Consider the following 17073-nt stretch of genomic DNA (forward strand, 5'->3'; position numbering starts at 1 on the left):
TGCCGCAGCCCTGGCCTAAAGCTGGACGGGATACTGCGGCTCGCTGATCGTCGGCACGATGCTGCGCTCGACGAAGATGGCGTGCCACAGCATGAAGATCAGCACCGTCCACAATCGGCGGCTGTGATCGCCCTCGCCGGCGCGATGCGCATCGAGCATCGCGCGCACGGCGGCGATATCGACCAGATGGCCGGCCTGTGAGGCGTCGATCATCCCGTAGGCCCAGTCCATCAGCTCGCCAGCGCGCAGCCAGTGCCGGATCGGCACCGGGAAGCCGAGCTTCGCCCGGTTGAGCACATGCGCGGGCACGATCGGCTCCAGCGCGCGACGCAGTGCGTACTTGGTGGTGGTCCGGGTGATCTTCTGGTCATGCGGCAGCCGGGAGGCCACCGCGAACACCTCGGGGTCCAGGAATGGCACTCGCAGTTCCAGCGAGTTGGCCATCGTCATCTTGTCGGCCTTGACCAGGATGTCGCCGCGCAGCCAGGTGAACAGGTCGATGTGCTGCATCCGGGCCACTGGGTCCCAGCCGGCCGACTCGGCGTAGATCGCCGCGGTGATGTCAGTGTGCGTCCATGACGGGTCGAAACCCGGCAGCACGGCGCGCAGTTGCTCATCGGAGAAGCTGCGGGCGTTGCCGTAGTAACGCTCCTCGAGCGTCAGCGAGCCTCGATGCAGCAGGCTTTTGCCGCGCATACCCTCCGGCAACGGCCGCGACGCCCGGCCGAGTGACTTGCGGAGTGGCCGGGGAAGATAGTCGAATCCCTTGAGCGACAACGGTTCCCGATAGATCGTGTACCCGCCGAAAAGCTCGTCGGCGCCTTCACCGCTCAGCACCACCTTGACGTGCTTGCGGGCTTCGCGGGCGATGAAGAACAATGGCACCAGCGCCGGGTCGGCGACGGGTTCGTCGAGATACCAAACGATTTCGGGCAGCGCGGCCACGAACTCGGCTTGGCTGACCACCTTGGCGACATGGCGCGCGCCGATCGCCTCGGCCGACGCCACGGCGACATCGACCTCGGAGAAGCCTTCCCGCTCGAATCCGGTGGTGAACGTGATCAGCCGTGGATTGTGCCGGATGGCCAGCGCGGCGATCGCCGTCGAATCGATACCACCCGACAGAAACGCACCGACCGTCACGTCGGCGCGCATGTGCTTGGCCACCGAGTCCTCCAGGACCGCGGTGATTTCGTCGTAGCGGGCCTGCGCGCCGCCCGAGGTGAATGCGGCGGCGCCGAATTTCGGTACGAAGTAGCGGGTGACTTTCGGCTGCTGACCGGGCCGGATCACCGCGTGGCAGCCGGACTCGAGCCGGCGGATTCCGCGGTGCAACGTCTCGGGTTCGGGCACGTACTGCAGCACCGTGTAGTGCTGCAACGCGCGCTCCTCGATGGCCAGATTGATGCCGACCTCCACGGCCAGGCCCAGCAGGCACTTCTTCTCACTGCCGACGGCGGTGCCGCCCGGCCCGGTGGCCATGAACAGCGGCTTGATGCCGAATGGGTCGCGGGCGCAGAACAACTCCTGGTTCTTGGTGTCCCACAGCGCGAACGCAAACATCCCGCGCAGCCGGCTCAGTGCCGTGGTGCCCCAGTGGTGGTAGGCGGCCACGATCGCCTCACCGTCGCCGTCGGTGGCGAAGACCGCGCCGAACTCGGAACGCAGCTGCGTACGCAACTCCACATAGTTGTAGATCTCGCCGTTGAAGACCAGGACGTAGCGGTCGGGTTCCTCGGGCGGCCCCCAGCGCAACGGCTGGTGCGAATGGGCGATGTCGATGATCGACAGCCGATTGAACCCCAGCACCACCCGGTCGTCCGACCAGGTTCCGGGCTCGTCGGGTCCTCGGTGGCGCATCAGATGCGACGCGCCCGCCACCGCCTCGACCATATCTTCAGTGACGGGGAGCGCGGGGTCTCTAACCAGGGCAAGCAGTCCGCACACCGGGCCTAGTATGCCGCAAGCGAGCGATCAACCGGGCTGGGTGTTCAGGTGTGGTCTACGCTGCGTAGTATTCGATTCGCGAAAAGTTCCCGCGAGCAGGAGGCGCCTACGTGAAGACCCGCGGTTCCCGGTTTCGGGTGCTGGCGCTAGCCGTCACTTTCGGTGCGCTGGCGCTCACTCTCAGCGGGTGCAGCTGGCAGGAAGTATTCGGCCTGGGTTGGCCCAAGGGCATCACCCATGAGGCGCAGACCAACCGAGACCTTTGGGTCTGGTCGGTCATCTCCGCGTTCGTGGTTGGCATCATCGTGTGGGGCCTGACGTTCTGGGCGATGGCGTTCCATCGCAAGAAGAAGAACGCCCCTGCCGACGAGGAGCTGCCCCGCCAGTTCGGCTACAACATGCCGCTGGAGCTCGTGCTCACGGTTATCCCGTTCCTGATTATTTCGGTGCTGTTCTACTTCACCGTCGTCGTGCAGGAAAAGATGATGCACCGGGATCCCAATCCCGAGGTCGTCATCGACGTCACGGCGTTCCAGTGGAACTGGAAGTTCGGCTACCAGAAGGTCGACTTCAAGGACGGCACACTCAACTACGACGGCGCCGATGCCGCCCGCAAGGCCGCGATGGTCTCCAAGCCCGAGGGTGTCGACGCCCACGGCGAGGAGAAGGTCGGCGCGGTGCGTGGCTTGAATCCGCAGGACCGCACCTACCTGAACTTCGACAAGGTCGAGACGCTGGGCACCAGCAACGAGATCCCGGTGCTGGTGTTGCCGGTCGGCAAGCGCATTGAGTTCCAGGTCGCTTCCGCCGACGTCATCCACTCGTTCTGGGTGCCGGAGTTCCTGTTCAAGCGTGACGTCTTCCCGAACCCGGAAGCCAACCACACCGAGAACAAGTTCCAGGTCGCCGAGATCACCGAGACCGGCGCGTTCGTCGGGCGTTGCGCGGAGATGTGCGGCACCTATCACTCGATGATGAACTTCGAGGTTCGGGTGGTCTCGGCCAATGATTTCAAGGCCTACCTACAGGCGCGCATCGCCGGCAAGACCAACGCCGAGGCCCTGCAGTCGATCAATCAGTCGCCAGTGGCCATCACCACCCACCCGTTCGATACCCGTCGGGGCGAGCAAGTGATCCCGCAGGCGAGCAAGTAGGGGATGAGCAGATGCATATTGAAGCCAGGCTTTTCGAGATCCTGACCGCCTTTTTCGTCCTCGCCGCTGTTGTCTACGGCGTGCTGACCGCGGTGTTCCAGTACGGCGGCATCGAGTGGGCCGGCACCACCGCGCTGGTGCTCACCGCCGGTCTGTCACTGATCACCGGCACCTTCTTCCGGTTCGTCGCGCGTCGCCTGGATACCCGGCCCGAGGACTATGAGGACGCTGAAATCAGCGACGGCGCAGGGGAGTTGGGGTTCTACGCGCCGCACAGCTGGTGGCCCATCCTGATCGCGCTGTCCTTCTCGACGGCAGCAGTCGGTGCCGCGCTGTGGCTGCCCTGGCTGATCGCGGCCGGTGTGGTCTTTGTGATCGCGGCGGTATGCGGTCTGGTGTTCGAGTACTACATCGGACCCGAGAAGCACTGAACGCCTGGGCCAAGGTAACAATCGAGACTTCACCTCGCGCGAACGGTGTGCTGCGGTCTACCTGGCCCGCCTGGTTGGGTAGGGTCTTGCCAGGGCAACGGGAGCCGCCGGTGCGCAGCGTGCCAGTCCTTGGCCCGCGTGCCGCGGTGATGTAGTCGAAAGAGGACAGGCGAGCATGAGCGGGCCGAATCCGCCGGATGAGGAGTCGGGCGAGGTGGGTGAGACACCCACCGGTACGGGCTTTCACGCCTATTCCGCGCCGGAAGCTGAGCAGTACACCGCAGGTCCCTTCGTGGCGCCCGACCCCGCACTGTATGACTACGACACCTATGACTCGGGTACTGAGTTCATCGACGAGGGCCAGCCGCCCAGGTGGCCATGGGTTGTCGGGATCACCGCAATCGTCGCCGCCATCGCACTGGTGGTGTCGGTCTCGCTGCTGGTGACCAGCACCGATACCAACAAGCTGGCCACTCCGGCGACCACCACCGTCAAGCCCCCGCCGGTGCAGGACGAGATCATCACCACCACCCTGCCGCCGCCCCGCCGCCCCCGCCGGTGACGACCGAGGAGCCTCCTCCGCCACCCCCCGAGACAGTGACGGTGACGACGGAACCCCGCCCCGCCACCACCACCCCGCCAGTAACGACGGAGGCACCACCACCTGTGACTACGACGACGGCGCCGCGGCCCCCGACGACCACCACGACGACGCCGGCCGGCCCGCGTCAGGTGACGTATTCGGTCACCGGCACGAAGGCTCCAGGTGACATCATCTCGGTGACCTACGTCGACGCCTCAGGGCGTCAGCGGACCCAGCGCAACGTCTATATCCCGTGGTCGCTGACGGTGACACCGATTTCGCAGTCCGATGTCGGCTCGGTGCAGGCGTCCAGCCTGTTCCTGGTCAGTAGGCTGAATTGCTCGATCACGACCAGCGACGGAGTGGTGTTGTCGTCCAATCAGAACAATGCCGCGCAGACTAGTTGCTGATGGCACGCGAAACAGAGCTCCCGGTGGCCGGGACAACGGAGGAGGACCGGCGATCACCGGAGACGGTGGATCGACTGCTGGTGGGGGTGTGCGGCGCGATCTGGCTGGTGCTGCTGGCGGTGACGGTCGTGGCGATCGTCGCGCTGGTCGATATGAGCCGGGGGCATATCGCCGGTAACGACAGCTCGCGCACCCCGTGGCTGCTGTACAGCATTATCGCGGTGTCGGCGCTGATCATCGTCGGGGCGATCCCGCTGCTGATCCGGGCCCGGCGGACCGCGCTGGCCGATGCACGGCTGACGCCGCCCGAACCGCTCAAGCCGGCGGGTTCATCCCGCCCCACGCCGGCGTCAGGGGCCTCTGCGACGCCGTCTGCCTCGGCACGCGGCACAGAGGCCCGAACGGAGAAGCTGAAGGTGTTCGGCTCGACCGTGGACCCGTATGAGCGTTATCAGCCCGATTTCGCCCAATCGTCGGCGTCTCGGCGGGCCGATCCGCTGATCCCCGCCACCGAGCTGGACCGGCTGTGGCTGCGCTGTACGGCCATGCTGGGCGGCGCGATCGGACTGGCGCTGGTCGGAGTGTCGACCGCGACGTATCTGCTGGCGGTGGACAACGACACCGCGGCCTGGGTGGCCTTGGGCCTGGCGGCCGTCATCACGATCGCCATGCCGGCTGTCCCGGTGATCTATCTGCGCCAGCTGGACGGCCAGCTGGCGGTGACGGAGTAGTTCGGCAGCTCGGCAGTGGCTTGCCAGACTGCGGTGAGCGCGTGCATCTGGACTGACTGCCGATTGGTGTGCAGACTGGCTGCGCGGTACGCAGACTCGGCCACTCACCAACGAACGAACCCCGGTCCCTTAGGGGACCGGGGTTCGTTCGTTGTGGGCCTAGTGGTGCTGGCCGTTGCCGTTGCCGTTGCCGTTGCCGTTGCCGTTGGACTCGCCGTCCTGCCAGTCCTTTAGCGCGGTGAGCGCCCGGTGCTCAGAGGCGTGTGCGGCCTCGTTGAGCGCAGCATCCTCGGACGCAGGATCCGCGGTGAGGAAGCTGCCGTGGCCGGTCTTGCCGCCCGAGCCCAGCTTGTTCATCCGCTTGGGCAATGCCGCGCCGGCGTATTCCAACGGGATGGGGTGGCCATGCTCGTCGACCGGGCCCAGCGGCTGGTGCAGCTCGATGTAGGCACCGTGCGGCAGCCGCTTGAGGATGCCGGTCTCGATGCCGTGCTCGAGCACGTCGCGGTCGCTGCGCTGCAGGCCGACCGCCCACCGGTAGGCGATGAAGAAGATCAGCGGCGGCAACACCAGTGAGCCGATGCGGCCGATCCAGGTCGTCGCGTTCAGCGAGATGTGGAACTTCAGCGCGATGATGTCGTTCATCGCGGCCAGTGTCCAGACCATGTACAGCGAGATGGCCATGGCACCGATCGCGGTGCGCGTCGGAGCGTCACGCGGGCGTTGTAATAGGTTGTGGTGCGCGTTGTCCCCGGTGAACTTCTTCTCCAGGAACGGATACGCGATCAGCAAGCCGAACACGATGCCCATGGACATCGCGACCCAGAACGCCGCCGGAATCGTGTGGTGCCAGAAGTACAGCTCCCACGGCGGGAAGATACGGGCCAGGCCTTCCGTCCACATCATGTAGAAGTCGGGCTGGCTGCCGGCCGACACCTGGGACGGCTTGTAGGGGCCGAGTTGCCAGATCGGGTTGATCTGCAGCAGACCACCCATCAGGCCCAGGATGCCGGTGGTCATCGCGAAGAACGCGCCGGACTTGACCGCGAACACCGGCATGACGCGCACCCCGACGACGTTCTTCTCGGTGCGGCCGGGGCCGGGGAACTGCGTGTGCTTCTGGAACCACACCAGCGCCATGTGAGCGCCAATGAGCGCCAGGATGATGCCCGGGATCAGCAGGATGTGCAGGGCGTACATGCGGGGGAGCATGGTGCCCACAGTGCTGCACTGGTAGCCGAGTCCACCGCAGGGGAAGTCGCCGCCGAAAAGCGCCCAGTGCAACCAGGTTCCGACGATCGGCACGCTCATCGTGATCGACGACAGGGCGGCGCGCAGGCCGATACCGGAGAGCAGGTCATCGGGCAGCGAGTAGCCGAAGTAGCCCTCGAACATGGCCAGGATCAGCAGCAGCGAGCCGATCACCCAGTTGGCCTCGCGAGGCCTACGGAACGCACCGGTGAAGAAGATGCGCGCCAGGTGGACCATGATCGCCGCGGCGAACAGCAGCGCGGCCCAGTGGTGCACCTGCCGGACGAACAGGCCGCCGCGGACCTCGAAGCTGATGTCGAGGGCGGATGCAAAGGCCTTGGACATCTCCACGCCCCGAAGGGGTTGGTAGACACCCTGATACGTGACTTCGGCCATCGACGGGTCGAAGAACAGTGACAGGTATACGCCGGTGAGCAGCAGCACGATGAAGCTGTACAAGGCGATCTCACCCAGCAGGAACGACCAGTGCGTGGGGAAGACCTTGTTCAGGATGCCGCGACGTACCGCTGCCGACGGGTGGTAACGAGAATCGATCGCGTCACCTTGGGCGGCCAGGACGTCTCCGAGTTTCGGACTCATGATGTGCGCTCCCAGAAGGCGGGTCCGACGGGTTCGGCGAAGTCGCCGTTGGCGACCAGATACCCGTCCTGGTTAATCGTGATCGGCAACTGCGCCAACGCGCGCGCAGCCGGACCGAAGATCGGCCGTGCGAAATGCAGTGCATCGAACTGCGATTGGTGGCACGGGCACAGGATGCGGTAGGTCTGCTGCTCGTAGAGCGAGGCCGGGCAGCCCAGGTGTGAGCAGACCTTGGTGTAGGCGAACAGGTCACCGAAGTTGAAGCTCTCCTGGCCCGCACGCTTGACCACCTTGGGCATGTCGGCTGGCTTGATGCGGATCAGCATCACCGGATTGCGCACACCCATCGCGATTTCCGCCAGCCGCTCATGGCTCTCGACGGTGGTGCCGTCGCCGTCGCTCTCCCGCCACGGGAACACCGTCTCCATACCGCCGGCGTCGATGTCCTCGGGCCGAAGCCGGACGAACGGTGACTGGCCAGGCAGGCCGGTAGCGCGAGCGAGGTAGATGGTCTCGCCGGTGAACCGCGGGGTCCAGCCCGACGTCCACAGGATCGCCTTCTTGCCCTCGGCGGTGGGGACAACGGGCTTCCACGGGTTCTTGATCAGGCCACCGATGAATGCCACCAGAGTGCCCGCGCCGAACGCGCCGAGCCCGATCCCCAGCGACAGCCCAACGAGCTTGCGCCGCTTGATCGTCGAGCCTTCGAGCGCGTCGGTGAGGTTGGCCACCACGGTCTTGCGCTCGATCTCCGGGGAGGCGCCATCGTGACGGTCCTGGACGGTGATCTCTTCGGGGATGAACTTCTTCTGGAACAGCACCGCGCCGATGCCGATCGCCAGGATCGACATGCCGAACGTCAACCCGTACAGCGGGGTGGCGTATTCGGCGAGCGAGGCCTCGTTCGAGCCGTCCCACTGCCACGGCCAGAAGATGAACACCAGCAGCAGCGCGAGGCCGAACAGGCCGCCCAGCAGCAGCCAGATTGCCACCAGGCGCTCGGCACGCTTCTCGGCTTTGGTGCCCTCGACCGGCCAGCGCGGCTCCTTGAGGATGATGTCGACGCCGTCGAGCTTGCCGCCGAGCTCGAGGAGCTCCTCGCGTGACATCGCAGCGAGCTGCTCGTCGCTCGGCCGATTCACCTCACTCATGATGACCTCGCTCCGATCCACAGCGCCGCCGCGATAGCAGCGACCATGCCGATAATCCAGACCGCCATACCCTCGGACGACGGTCCGAAGCCGCCGAGGCCGTAGCCGCCGGGATCCGGCGCGCGGGTCGCCATCCGGACATAGGCGATGATGTCGCGCTTCTCCTCGGGGGAGAGCTGGCGGTCACCGAACTTGGGCATGTTCTGCGGACCGGTCAGCATCGCGGTGTAGATCTGCGCGGGAGTGGCCGGCCCGAGATCGGGCGCGTACTTGCCCGACGACAGTGCGCCGCCCTTACCGGTGAAGTTATGGCACGAGGCGCAGTTGAGGCGGAACAGGTCACCGCCGCGGGCGACGTTGTTACCGAGCAGCGAGTGGTCGGCGATCTGGCCGTTGGCGTCGCGCGGAACGAGCGGGCCGCCGCCGTTGGCCTGGACGTAGGCACCGAGCGCGTCGATCTGAGACTCGTCGAAGATCGGGTCCTTGCGCGGCGCCTGGGCTTCGCCCCGCATCGCCGGCATGCGGCCGGTGGACACCTGGAAGTACACCGCGGCTTCGCCGACACCGATCAGGCTGGGGCCGCGGCCCTCGACACCCTGGAGATTGGTGCCGTGGCAGGAGATGCATGAGGTGTCGAAGAGCTGCTTGCCGGTGCGCAGCAGGGCTGACTGCGATTCGTCGGCGACCGCGACCTGCGGGGTGGGCGTGAGTGTTGCGGCCAAGCCGCCGGCAAACCCGAGACCAACCAGCAGCAGCACCGCGCCGGTCAGGCGGCGACGAAGGCGACGACGCGATTTGTCGTTCATCGGTTCCTTCACCCGCGCCGATCTTTTGAGCATCGAACCCCTTCTCATCGGATGAAGTAGATCGTCGCGAACAGGGCGATCCACACGATGTCGACGAAGTGCCAGTAGTAGGACACCACGATGGCCGCCGTTGCCTGAGCGGGCGTGAACTTACTCATCGTCGTGCGCAACAGAAGAAGTATGAAGGCGACCAGGCCACCGATGACGTGTAAGCCGTGGAAACCGGTGGCGAGGTAGAACACGCTGCCGTACGCGCTGCCCGCGATGGTCGTGCCGTGGGTGACCAGATGGAAATACTCGTAGGCCTGGCCGGCGACGAAGAAGGTGCCCATCGCCAAGGTGATCACATACCAGCGGCGCAGCCCGTAGACGTCACCACGCTCGGCCGCGAACACACCCATCTGGCAGGTGAACGACGACGCGATCAGCACCAGCGTCACCGGAACCGCCTGAAACAGGTTCAGTTCCGTGGGCGGCGGCGGCCACACTCCGCCGGCCTGCGCACGGGCAGTGAAGTACATCGCGAACAGCCCAGCAAAGAACATCAGCTCACTGGAAAGCCACACGATGGTGCCAACACTGACCATGTTCGGCCGGTTCAGCGAATGTACGCGCGATGTGATCGCAGTTCCCGAGGTGCCAACAGCGCTCGTCACATCAAGAAGTATGACGCTTTGTAGTTGTTGAGGTAAAGCCAGGGCCCGAATTCGTCATAACTGTCCGAAAACCGGGGTGTGGAGTGCCCGTGCGGCATGGGAATATCGGCGCGTGACTCACCCCGCATCGCAGCCCGGTGCCGACCAGCCGAAATCGTCATGGTCGCAGGTCCTAGACCGGTTGACCGCCAGCCTGGAACTCGAACCGGGGCAGGCGCACTGGGCGATGGACCAGATCATGACGGGTGCCGCGACGCCGGCCCAAATCGCCGCCTTCGGCGTGTCGATGAAAATGAAGCGCCCGACGCCCGCCGAGGTGCGTGAGTTGGCCGACACGATGCTGACGTACGCGCGGATGGTGCCTACCGATGTGATCGGCACCGAGACCGTCGACATCGTCGGCACCGGCGGGGATCGCGCCAACACCGTGAACCTCTCGACGATGGCCGCGATCGTGGTCGCCGCCGCCGGCATCCCGGTGGTCAAACACGGCAATCGGGCGGCGTCCTCCAAAAGCGGCGGGGCCGATATGCTCGAGGCGCTGGGCGTGCGCATCGATCTGGGTCCCGATGCGGTGGCCCGCAGCGTGGCCGAGGTGGGGATCGGGTTCTGCTTCGCGCCCGTGTTCCACCCGTCCTACAAGTTCGCGGGACCGCCGCGCCGCGAGATCGGCGTACCGACGGTTTTCAATCTGCTTGGCCCGCTGACCAATCCGGCCAGCCCGCGAGCGGGACTGATCGGCTGCGCGTTCGGCGATCTGGCCGAGGTGATGGCCGGGGTATTCGCCGCCCGGCGCTGCAGCGTGCTCGTGGTGCACGGCGACGACGGCCTCGACGAGCTGACCACCACGACGACGAGCACCATCTGGCGGGTGCAGGCGGGCACCATCGACAAGCTGACCTTCGACCCGCTGGGATTCGGTTTCGCGCGGGCCCGCATTGAGGAGCTCGTCGGCGGCGAGGCCGAGGCGAACGCCCAGTCCGCGCGCGAGGTGCTCGGCGGGGCGCAGGGACCCGTGCGCGACGCGGTGATTCTGAATGCGGCCGGGGCGATGGTCGCCCACGGCGGACTATCCAGCCACGCCGAATGGTTGCCGTGCTGGGAGGACGGGCTGGCGCGCGCCGCCGAGGCGATCGATTCCGGCGCGGCCGAGCAGCTCCTGGCACGTTGGGTGCGCTTCACGCAACAGCTCTGAGTCCAGTCGTTCGGCTTGCTCGGCGGCGATGCGCGCCGATCGGGCCGTTGCAGCCCACTGCGCCCACCGCCCCGCTGAATGCAGCGGCGACGCCAAACCTGTTGTCGCATTGACGATGCGTACGCCGGGAGCGTTGAGCCACCGGGCGATGAGTGCGGTTTCTTCGACGAGTGCCCCGCCCAGCGGGGCCGGGCGGGGGAGCACGGTTTGCGCACACGCTTGTAGGGCTTCGACGACGGGCATCGGGGGGACGCGACGCGCAGCGACCCCCGCCGCGGCGAGTTGCCCATGCCGCACGATCACGAGTTGCCAGCCGCCTGCACCGTCCGGCGCGGCGGCGACGAGTTCCTCGAGCGCGGCCAGCGCCCGCAGGCGCTGGCCGCGCCAGAGCACGTCGACTGCCGCGGCGATGTGATCGCGCAGCCGCGCGGCGCTTTCATACCGGGCTCGCCCGGCCAGCTCAGCGACCTGGTCGACGGCCGCCGCCAGCGCGCTGTTGTCCAGCCCATTGATCAGCGCGGCGACCCGCAGGGGTGCGGCGGCGTAGTCGGCGGCGGAGATCCCACGCGGTGCGGGACATCCGGCGACCTCGCGCTCGGGACATTTCGGGCCGTGCTCCGCTCCGCGCCCAATGCGGGCCGTGCAGGTGCGCACTCCGGTGAACCGGGCCGTCAGATCGGCGGTGTCGGTCGCCTCGGCCCGCGACCGGAACGGACCGATCGCGTGGTCGTGGCGCGGTTCGCGGGCAACCGAGAGCCGGGGGAACGCCTCGTCGGTGAGCGCCACCCACCACCAGCGGTGCGGGAAGCGGGAGCGGCGATTGTACGGCGGGGCATGGGCGGCCAGCAGTCGCAGCTCGCGCACCCCGGCCTCCAGCGGATGAGCGCACTCGACGTGGTCGACCTTGGTGGCCAGACCCACCATTTCTTTCATCCGCCCCCGCGGATCGGCACCGGTGAAGTACTGACCTACCCGGCGGCGCAGATCGGTCGCGGTGCCGATGTAGAGCACCTCGCCGGTCGGCCCGCGGAACAGGTACACCCCCGGGCGGTGCGGCAGGTCGCGGGCCAGAACCCGCTTGCCCCGTTGGACATTGGAGATGTTGGGCAGGTATCCGCGCAGATCGGTGAAGGTGTGCACGCCCTGATTGCCGACGCGTTCGATCAGCGCATGTAGCACGTCGACGGTCGCGCGGGCGTCATCCAGGGCACGGTGGTTGGGCTGGGTGGCGGAGCCGACCAGCGCGGCCAGCGTGGCCAGCCGCACGCTGGGCGCCTCCTCGCGGGTGAGCACGCGCCGGGCCAGCTTCACCGTGCACAGCACCGGGGGGCGGGGCCATTCGATACCGCATTGTTCGGCGGCCGAGCGCAGGAAGCCGATGTCGAAGCCGGCGTTGTGCGCCACGAGCACGGCACCGCGGGCGAACTCCAGGAACATCGGCAGCACCGCGGCGATGGTGGGCGCATCGTGCACCATCGCGGTGGTGATCCCGGTTAGCTGCACGATCTGCGGGGGGATGCTCCGCTGGGGATCCACCAAGGTGGCGAACTCGCCGAGCACCTTGCCGCCACGGACCTTGACCGCGCCGATCTCGGTGATGGCATCGCGCAACCCGTCGGCGGAGGCGGTGGCGCGACCGCCGGTGGTCTCCAGGTCGACGACCACGAAGGTGGTCTCCCGCAGTGACACGTCGGCGGCCGGATCGACATCGGCGAAGCTCAGCTGCGCACCACCCCGGTGCGCAGCACCAACACCGGCATCTAGGTACCCCGCCACAGCAGTTGACGGTAGGCATCCCCACCGACAGGACGGCGGCGCCACTCCGGGCGGACCAGGACTTGTCGGGGGTGGGCGTTAGCCTGCGGCCAACACGATGAGAGAGGAGACCCGAGATGGAAATAGACTCAACCGAACCGGTCGTCATCGACTGCGACGACTGCGCCGTACGCGGATCGGGATGCCGCGACTGTGTGGTGAGCGTATTGCTCGGTGTACCGCAGACTTTGCTGGAAGATGAGCGCGCGGCACTGGAAGTGCTGGCTGAGGCCGGTTTGGCGCCGCGTTTGAAGCTGGTGCCGATCCACCGCCACGGAGGTTCAGGACTGGCGAGCTAGGGGCCTGATAGGTTGGACGGAAGGTTGTGACTGGTGTTGTCGGTGAGGCTGAGAGTCTGTTGAGAACTGTCGCCATGGTTGGACAACGCTGATGCCATTTCGTAACCTATTCGAGACCTGAGGCACTCGATGCGATAACATCGACGGCACTTAAAGGATGCGCAATCTTGAGCTTTGACCGCAGCTACCTGACTAAACGCGTTGTGAAACGCCCGCTAGTAGGTGTAGTTGCGGCGCTGACGCTCTTTTCGGTTGTTATCTCCGGGTCGGTGCATGCCGACCCTGCCGAAGACGGTGTGGCAAAGCTGAACGAACTGTCACGACAAGCAGAACAACTCACCGAGTCGATGCATTCCGCTCAGCTTGATCTTGAGAAGAAGCTGCAAGCAGAGGGTGCCGCCGAGAAGAAGCACGCCGACGACCTCGTCGCCGCGGAGGCGGCTAGAGCCCAGTTGACTACCTATCAAGGCGCGGTCGACAAATTTGCTGTCGCGGTATACATGGGCGGCAGCACGGACGGACTGAGCGCCATCCTGACCGCCGAGTCGCCCCAGGGCCTGATCGACAAGCTGACCGTGCAGCGCGCGATGGCCACCGAGATGTCCGCCCAGATGCAGAACTATCGGCGGGCTGACGATGAACTTCGCCAGGCCGAGGCCGCCTCGGCCAAGTCGGCCGCCGACGCCAAGACGGCCGCCGAACAGGCCGCCGCGGTGCGCGCCGACCTGCAGCGCAAGCAGTCCCAACTTCAGGTCCAGATCACGGCGGTGAAGTCGCGCTACCAGACTCTGACCCCCGACCAGCGGACGGCGCTCGCCGCACCCGGACCGGTCCCGCCGGCCGACATCGTGGCCTTGGATGCCCCGGCGGGTCTGCCGCCGCTGGCCGATGTGCCCCCGCCAGCGCCGGACGCGCTGCCCGCTCTGCTGCCGCCAGACGCCCCGCCGCCACCGGACGCAGCGCAGATCATTCCGATGGCCGCGGTCCCCGCCCCCGGTCCGGGTGGCGACCAGGCTGCCGTCGCCGTGCAGGCCGCCCTGACCCGAATCGGCGACCCCTACGTCTGGGGCGGTTCCGGTCCCAACCAGTTCGACTGCTCCGGCCTGGTGATGTGGGCCTTCCGACAGGCCGGCATCTTCCTGCCGCACTCCAGTCAGGCGCTGGCCAACGGCGGTCAGCCGGTCTCGATGGACCAGATGCAGCCCGGTGACGTGGTCAACTACTACTCCGACGCCTCGCACTCGGCGATCTACATCGGTGACGGCATGATGGTCCACGCTTCCACGTTCGGCCGCCCGGTGATGATCTCCCCGGTCAACAACGCCCCGATCTACAACGTCCGCCGCTACTGACCGGCGGCGCCGGCTGGGCGTCATTCTCGCCGTCGTGTTGGTTACCGAACTGCTGGTGGGCTCGGCGCTGATCGCCACGGCGTCCGTCCCGCCCGGTGCGCCACCCGCGCCGGCCGTCGCGGTTCCCACCCCGGCCCCACTGGTCGTTGGTGACGGGCGCATCGTGCGGCTGATCAGCCTGGGTGGTGCCGGTACCGATGGCCTGCTCACCCGGATCGCCAGCGCCACCGGCGATGCCGTCGGTGCCGTCGAGAGGTTCTGGGGCACCGACTGGGACCACGAGATCGTCGTGATCGCCGCGGACTCGCAAGCCCAGTTCGTCGCCGAGGCCGGCCTGGCGCCGAGTGGGAACTGGGCGGACATCGCCGCGGTATCGGTCGCCGACGGCGTCGACTTCGCCCACCACCACGCCACCGGTCAGCGGATGGTGTTCGCTCCGGGGGCCGCCGGCATGAGCGCAGGATCGCTGCGAATTGTGTTGACCCACGAGCTGTTTCACTTCGCGGCGCGGGCCGATACCGCACTGGACGCGCCGCGCTGGCTGGTCGAGGGGGTGGCCGACTTCGTGGCGCGGCCGCCCGAGCCGCTGCCACCCGACGCCGCGGCTAACACCGCGCTTCCGGTCGACGCCGACCTGGACGTGGCCGGCCCGCAGCGCGAGCGGGGTTATGACCGTGCCTGGTGGTTCGCGCGGTTCGTCGCTGACAGCTACGGCGTCGACGCGTTGCGCCGGCTGTACGGGCAGGCCTGCGGGCCCGGTCACGGCGACTTCGCGACCGCGGTGCAGCGCGCGCTCGGCGCCGATACCGCGGCGCTACGCGCCCGGTGGGCACAGTGGCTGACCCGCTAGCCTAGGTAACCGATGACGCGGATCCTGCTGGTCACCAATGACTTTCCGCCCCGCCGTGGCGGTATCCAGTCTTACCTCGAGCACTTCATCGACCGGCTGGCCGACACCGGTGAACACGAGCTCACGGTCTATGCCCCGAAGTGGAAGGGCGCCGACGACTACGACCAGGCGGCCGGCTACCGCGTTGTGCGGCACCCCGGCACATTGATGATTCCTGAGCCGGGGGTGGACCGCAGGATGCGGGCCCTGATCCGCGAGCACGGAATCGAAACCGTGTGGTTCGGCGCCGCCGCGCCGTTGGCGCTGCTGGCCAACCGGGCTCGCGGCGCTGGTGCGCGCCGCGTGCTGGCCAGCACCCACGGCCATGAGGTGGGCTGGTCGATGCTGCCGGTCGCCCGTTCGGCGTTGCGGCGCATCGGCGAGGACACCGACATCGTGACGTTCATCAGTCACTACACCCGCGGCCGGGTCGCCGCCGCGTTCGGTCCGAACGCGGCCCTGGAACACCTACCGGCCGGCGTTGACTCCGACCGGTTCCGGCCGGACCCCGCGGCCAGGGCCGAATTGCGCACTCGCTATCGCTTGGGTCAGCGGCCGACGATCGTCTGCCTGTCCCGGCTGGTGCCGCGTAAGGGCCAGGACATGCTGATCAAGGCGCTGCCCGGCATCCGCCGCCGGATCAGTGATGCCGTTCTGGTGATCGTCGGCAGCGGACCCTACGCCGAGGACCTGCACGAGCTGGCCGGCAACGTCGGCGTGAGCGATCACGTCATCTTCACCGGCGCGGTGCCCAGCGCCGAACTGCCCGGCCACTACGCGATGGCCGATGTCTTCGCAATGCCCTGTCGCACAAGGGGTTCCGGCCTGGACGTGGAAGGGCTGGGTATCGTCTTCCTGGAAGCATCGGCCACCGGGGTGCCGGTGGTTGCCGGTGACTCGGGCGGTGCCCCCGAAGCGGTCAAGGAGGGCGAGACCGGCCGGGTGGTCGACGGGCGCTCGATCGAGCAGATCGCCGACGCCGTCTCGGGCATCCTCGCCGATCCCGCATTGGCCGCGCGGATGGGGGAGTCCGGCCGACAGTGGGTCGAGACGGACTGGAACTGGGCCGCGCACACGGCGCGGCTTTCCGAACTCCTGGGTGCGGTCGATCGCACCGTGTGACGATGTGCCGATGAGCATGAGCATGAGCATGAGCATGAGCAGGATCGCGTCACTCGTCGGCATTCTGGCCGCCGTGACGGTGCTGTTCGCCCCAGTCGGCACCGCACGGGCCGACGACTGTCCTGACGTCGAGGTGATCTTCGCCCGCGGCACCGGCGAACCGCCCGGCGTCGGCCGGGTGGGCCAGGCGTTCGCCGATGCCCTCGCGGCCCGGCTGGGCGGCCGGACCATGGACACCTACGGAGTGAACTACCCGGCCAGCCTGAACTTCCTCGCCGCCGCCTCCGGCGCCGACGACGCAGCCGCCCGCATCGCGGACATGGGTGTCCGGTGCCCGCAGACATCGCTGGTGCTGGGCGGGTTCTCCCAGGGTGCGGCGGCGGTCTCGATGCTGGCCGGTGTTCCGCCGGTCGGACCGCGGATCGGCAGCATCGGATCGGCTCCACCGCTGCCGCCGGCCAGTGCCGGTCAGGTCGCCGCGGTCGCGGTGTTCGGCAATCCCGGCGCCCGGTTCGGCAGCCCGCTGTCGAGCACGGGCCAGTTCGCCGGCCGCGCGATCGACGTCTGCAGCGGTGGTGACCCGATCTGCTCGGCCGGACGCGATCGCGCTGCGCACAGCGCCTACGAGCGGCCGCCCTACCCGGACCAGGTTGCGGCCTTCGTCGCCGGTCTGATCTGAGG

General features: G+C 67.3%; 14 protein-coding genes and 2 pseudogenes. 10 read left to right on the top strand and 6 right to left on the bottom strand.

Annotated features, from left to right (window positions below):
- Window positions 1-15 precede the first annotated feature (15 nt).
- Window positions 16-1947, bottom strand: a complete 1932-nt coding sequence (asnB, locus tag G6N13_RS17540) for an asparagine synthase (glutamine-hydrolyzing) (RefSeq protein ID WP_163699007.1) — start codon at window positions 1945-1947, stop codon at window positions 16-18.
- Window positions 1948-2021: 74 nt separating this feature from the next.
- Between asnB and ctaC the strand changes: the two genes are divergently transcribed.
- From ctaC to G6N13_RS17560, 4 genes and pseudogenes are all read left to right on the top strand, one after another.
- Window positions 2022-3101, top strand: a complete 1080-nt coding sequence (gene ctaC / locus G6N13_RS17545) for an aa3-type cytochrome oxidase subunit II (RefSeq protein ID WP_235678093.1) — start codon at window positions 2022-2024, stop codon at window positions 3099-3101.
- An 11-nt stretch (window positions 3102-3112) separates the two neighbouring features.
- Window positions 3113-3532 carry a cytochrome c oxidase subunit 4 gene (locus tag G6N13_RS17550; RefSeq protein WP_163699012.1) on the top strand — a complete coding sequence of 140 codons (420 nt, stop codon included), beginning with the start codon at window positions 3113-3115 and terminating at the stop codon, window positions 3530-3532.
- A 175-nt stretch (window positions 3533-3707) separates the two neighbouring features.
- Window positions 3708-4525: pseudogene (locus tag G6N13_RS17555) on the top strand (MmpS family transport accessory protein).
- Complete coding sequence (locus tag G6N13_RS17560; protein WP_163699014.1) at window positions 4525-5256, top strand: DUF2561 family protein; 732 nt, start codon at window positions 4525-4527, stop codon at window positions 5254-5256. Before G6N13_RS17555 ends, G6N13_RS17560 begins: the two are co-directional and overlap by 1 nt.
- Before the next feature lie 159 nt (window positions 5257-5415).
- On the opposite strand, the gene qcrB is transcribed toward G6N13_RS17560, so the two are convergent.
- Genes qcrB through ctaE form a run of 4 tightly spaced genes read right to left on the bottom strand, consistent with a single transcriptional unit; the run spans window position 5416 to window position 9720 of the window.
- Window positions 5416-7107, bottom strand: coding sequence for a cytochrome bc1 complex cytochrome b subunit (gene qcrB / locus G6N13_RS17565; RefSeq protein ID WP_163699016.1), 1692 nt, complete (start codon window positions 7105-7107; stop codon window positions 5416-5418).
- Window positions 7104-8258, bottom strand: a complete 1155-nt coding sequence (gene qcrA, locus G6N13_RS17570) for a cytochrome bc1 complex Rieske iron-sulfur subunit (RefSeq protein WP_163699018.1) — start codon at window positions 8256-8258, stop codon at window positions 7104-7106. Before qcrA ends, qcrB begins: the two co-directional genes overlap by 4 nt.
- A complete protein-coding gene (gene qcrC / locus G6N13_RS17575; protein ID WP_163699020.1) occupies window positions 8255-9064 on the bottom strand; it encodes a cytochrome bc1 complex diheme cytochrome c subunit in 810 nt (269 codons plus the stop codon). Before qcrC ends, qcrA begins: the two co-directional genes overlap by 4 nt.
- A gap of 44 nt (window positions 9065-9108) precedes the next feature.
- Window positions 9109-9720, bottom strand: a complete 612-nt coding sequence (ctaE, locus tag G6N13_RS17580) for an aa3-type cytochrome oxidase subunit III (RefSeq protein ID WP_163699022.1) — start codon at window positions 9718-9720, stop codon at window positions 9109-9111.
- 112 nt (window positions 9721-9832) lie between these two features.
- On the opposite strand from ctaE, the gene trpD reads away from it, so the two are divergent.
- Entirely contained in the window at window positions 9833-10915 is a 1083-nt protein-coding gene (gene trpD, locus G6N13_RS25305) for an anthranilate phosphoribosyltransferase (RefSeq protein ID WP_163699024.1), read from the top strand.
- Here the strand turns inward: trpD and G6N13_RS17590 are convergent.
- Window positions 10853-12736: pseudogene (locus G6N13_RS17590) on the bottom strand (DEDD exonuclease domain-containing protein); the annotation flags it as partial. The gene trpD and the pseudogene G6N13_RS17590 sit on opposite strands and share 63 nt — an antisense overlap.
- Window positions 12737-12807: 71 nt before the next feature.
- Here G6N13_RS17590 and G6N13_RS17595 point away from each other — a divergent pair.
- The 5 genes from G6N13_RS17595 to G6N13_RS17615 all read left to right on the top strand — a co-directional run bounded on the left by G6N13_RS17595 (window position 12808) and on the right by G6N13_RS17615 (window position 17071).
- Window positions 12808-13029: a hypothetical protein gene (locus G6N13_RS17595; RefSeq protein ID WP_163699028.1), complete on the top strand. Its 222-nt coding sequence runs from the start codon at window positions 12808-12810 to the stop codon at window positions 13027-13029.
- Window positions 13030-13196: 167 nt separating this feature from the next.
- Window positions 13197-14381, top strand: a complete 1185-nt coding sequence (gene ripC / locus G6N13_RS17600) for a peptidoglycan hydrolase RipC (RefSeq protein WP_163699030.1) — start codon at window positions 13197-13199, stop codon at window positions 14379-14381.
- A gap of 22 nt (window positions 14382-14403) precedes the next feature.
- Window positions 14404-15231 (top strand): hypothetical protein, encoded by an 828-nt coding sequence (locus tag G6N13_RS17605; protein WP_235678095.1) that lies wholly within the window; start codon window positions 14404-14406, stop codon window positions 15229-15231.
- A gap of 12 nt (window positions 15232-15243) precedes the next feature.
- Entirely contained in the window at window positions 15244-16392 is a 1149-nt protein-coding gene (locus G6N13_RS17610; protein ID WP_163699032.1) for a glycosyltransferase family 4 protein, read from the top strand.
- 28 nt (window positions 16393-16420) lie between these two features.
- Window positions 16421-17071, top strand: a complete 651-nt coding sequence (locus G6N13_RS17615) for a cutinase family protein (RefSeq protein ID WP_407663936.1) — start codon at window positions 16421-16423, stop codon at window positions 17069-17071.
- Window positions 17072-17073 lie beyond the last annotated feature (2 nt).

The organism is Mycolicibacterium sarraceniae, from assembly GCF_010731875.1.
GTDB lineage: Bacteria > Actinomycetota > Actinomycetes > Mycobacteriales > Mycobacteriaceae > Mycobacterium > Mycobacterium sarraceniae.

What these genes read in the sequence shown, in the direction of transcription:
- qcrA (WP_163699018.1), bottom strand. Translation starts at nt 8,258, where the DNA reads ATGAGTGAGGTGAATCGGCCGAGCGACGAGCAGCTCGCTGCGATGTCA.
- G6N13_RS17560 (WP_163699014.1), top strand. Translation starts at nt 4,525, where the DNA reads ATGGCACGCGAAACAGAGCTCCCGGTGGCCGGGACAACGGAGGAGGAC.
- qcrC (WP_163699020.1), bottom strand. Translation starts at nt 9,064, where the DNA reads ATGAACGACAAATCGCGTCGTCGCCTTCGTCGCCGCCTGACCGGCGCG.
- G6N13_RS17550 (WP_163699012.1), top strand. Translation starts at nt 3,113, where the DNA reads ATGCATATTGAAGCCAGGCTTTTCGAGATCCTGACCGCCTTTTTCGTC.
- G6N13_RS17610 (WP_163699032.1), top strand. Translation starts at nt 15,244, where the DNA reads ATGACGCGGATCCTGCTGGTCACCAATGACTTTCCGCCCCGCCGTGGC.
- G6N13_RS17595 (WP_163699028.1), top strand. Translation starts at nt 12,808, where the DNA reads ATGGAAATAGACTCAACCGAACCGGTCGTCATCGACTGCGACGACTGC.
- qcrB (WP_163699016.1), bottom strand. Translation starts at nt 7,107, where the DNA reads ATGAGTCCGAAACTCGGAGACGTCCTGGCCGCCCAAGGTGACGCGATC.
- G6N13_RS17615 (WP_407663936.1), top strand. Translation starts at nt 16,421, where the DNA reads ATGAGCATGAGCAGGATCGCGTCACTCGTCGGCATTCTGGCCGCCGTG.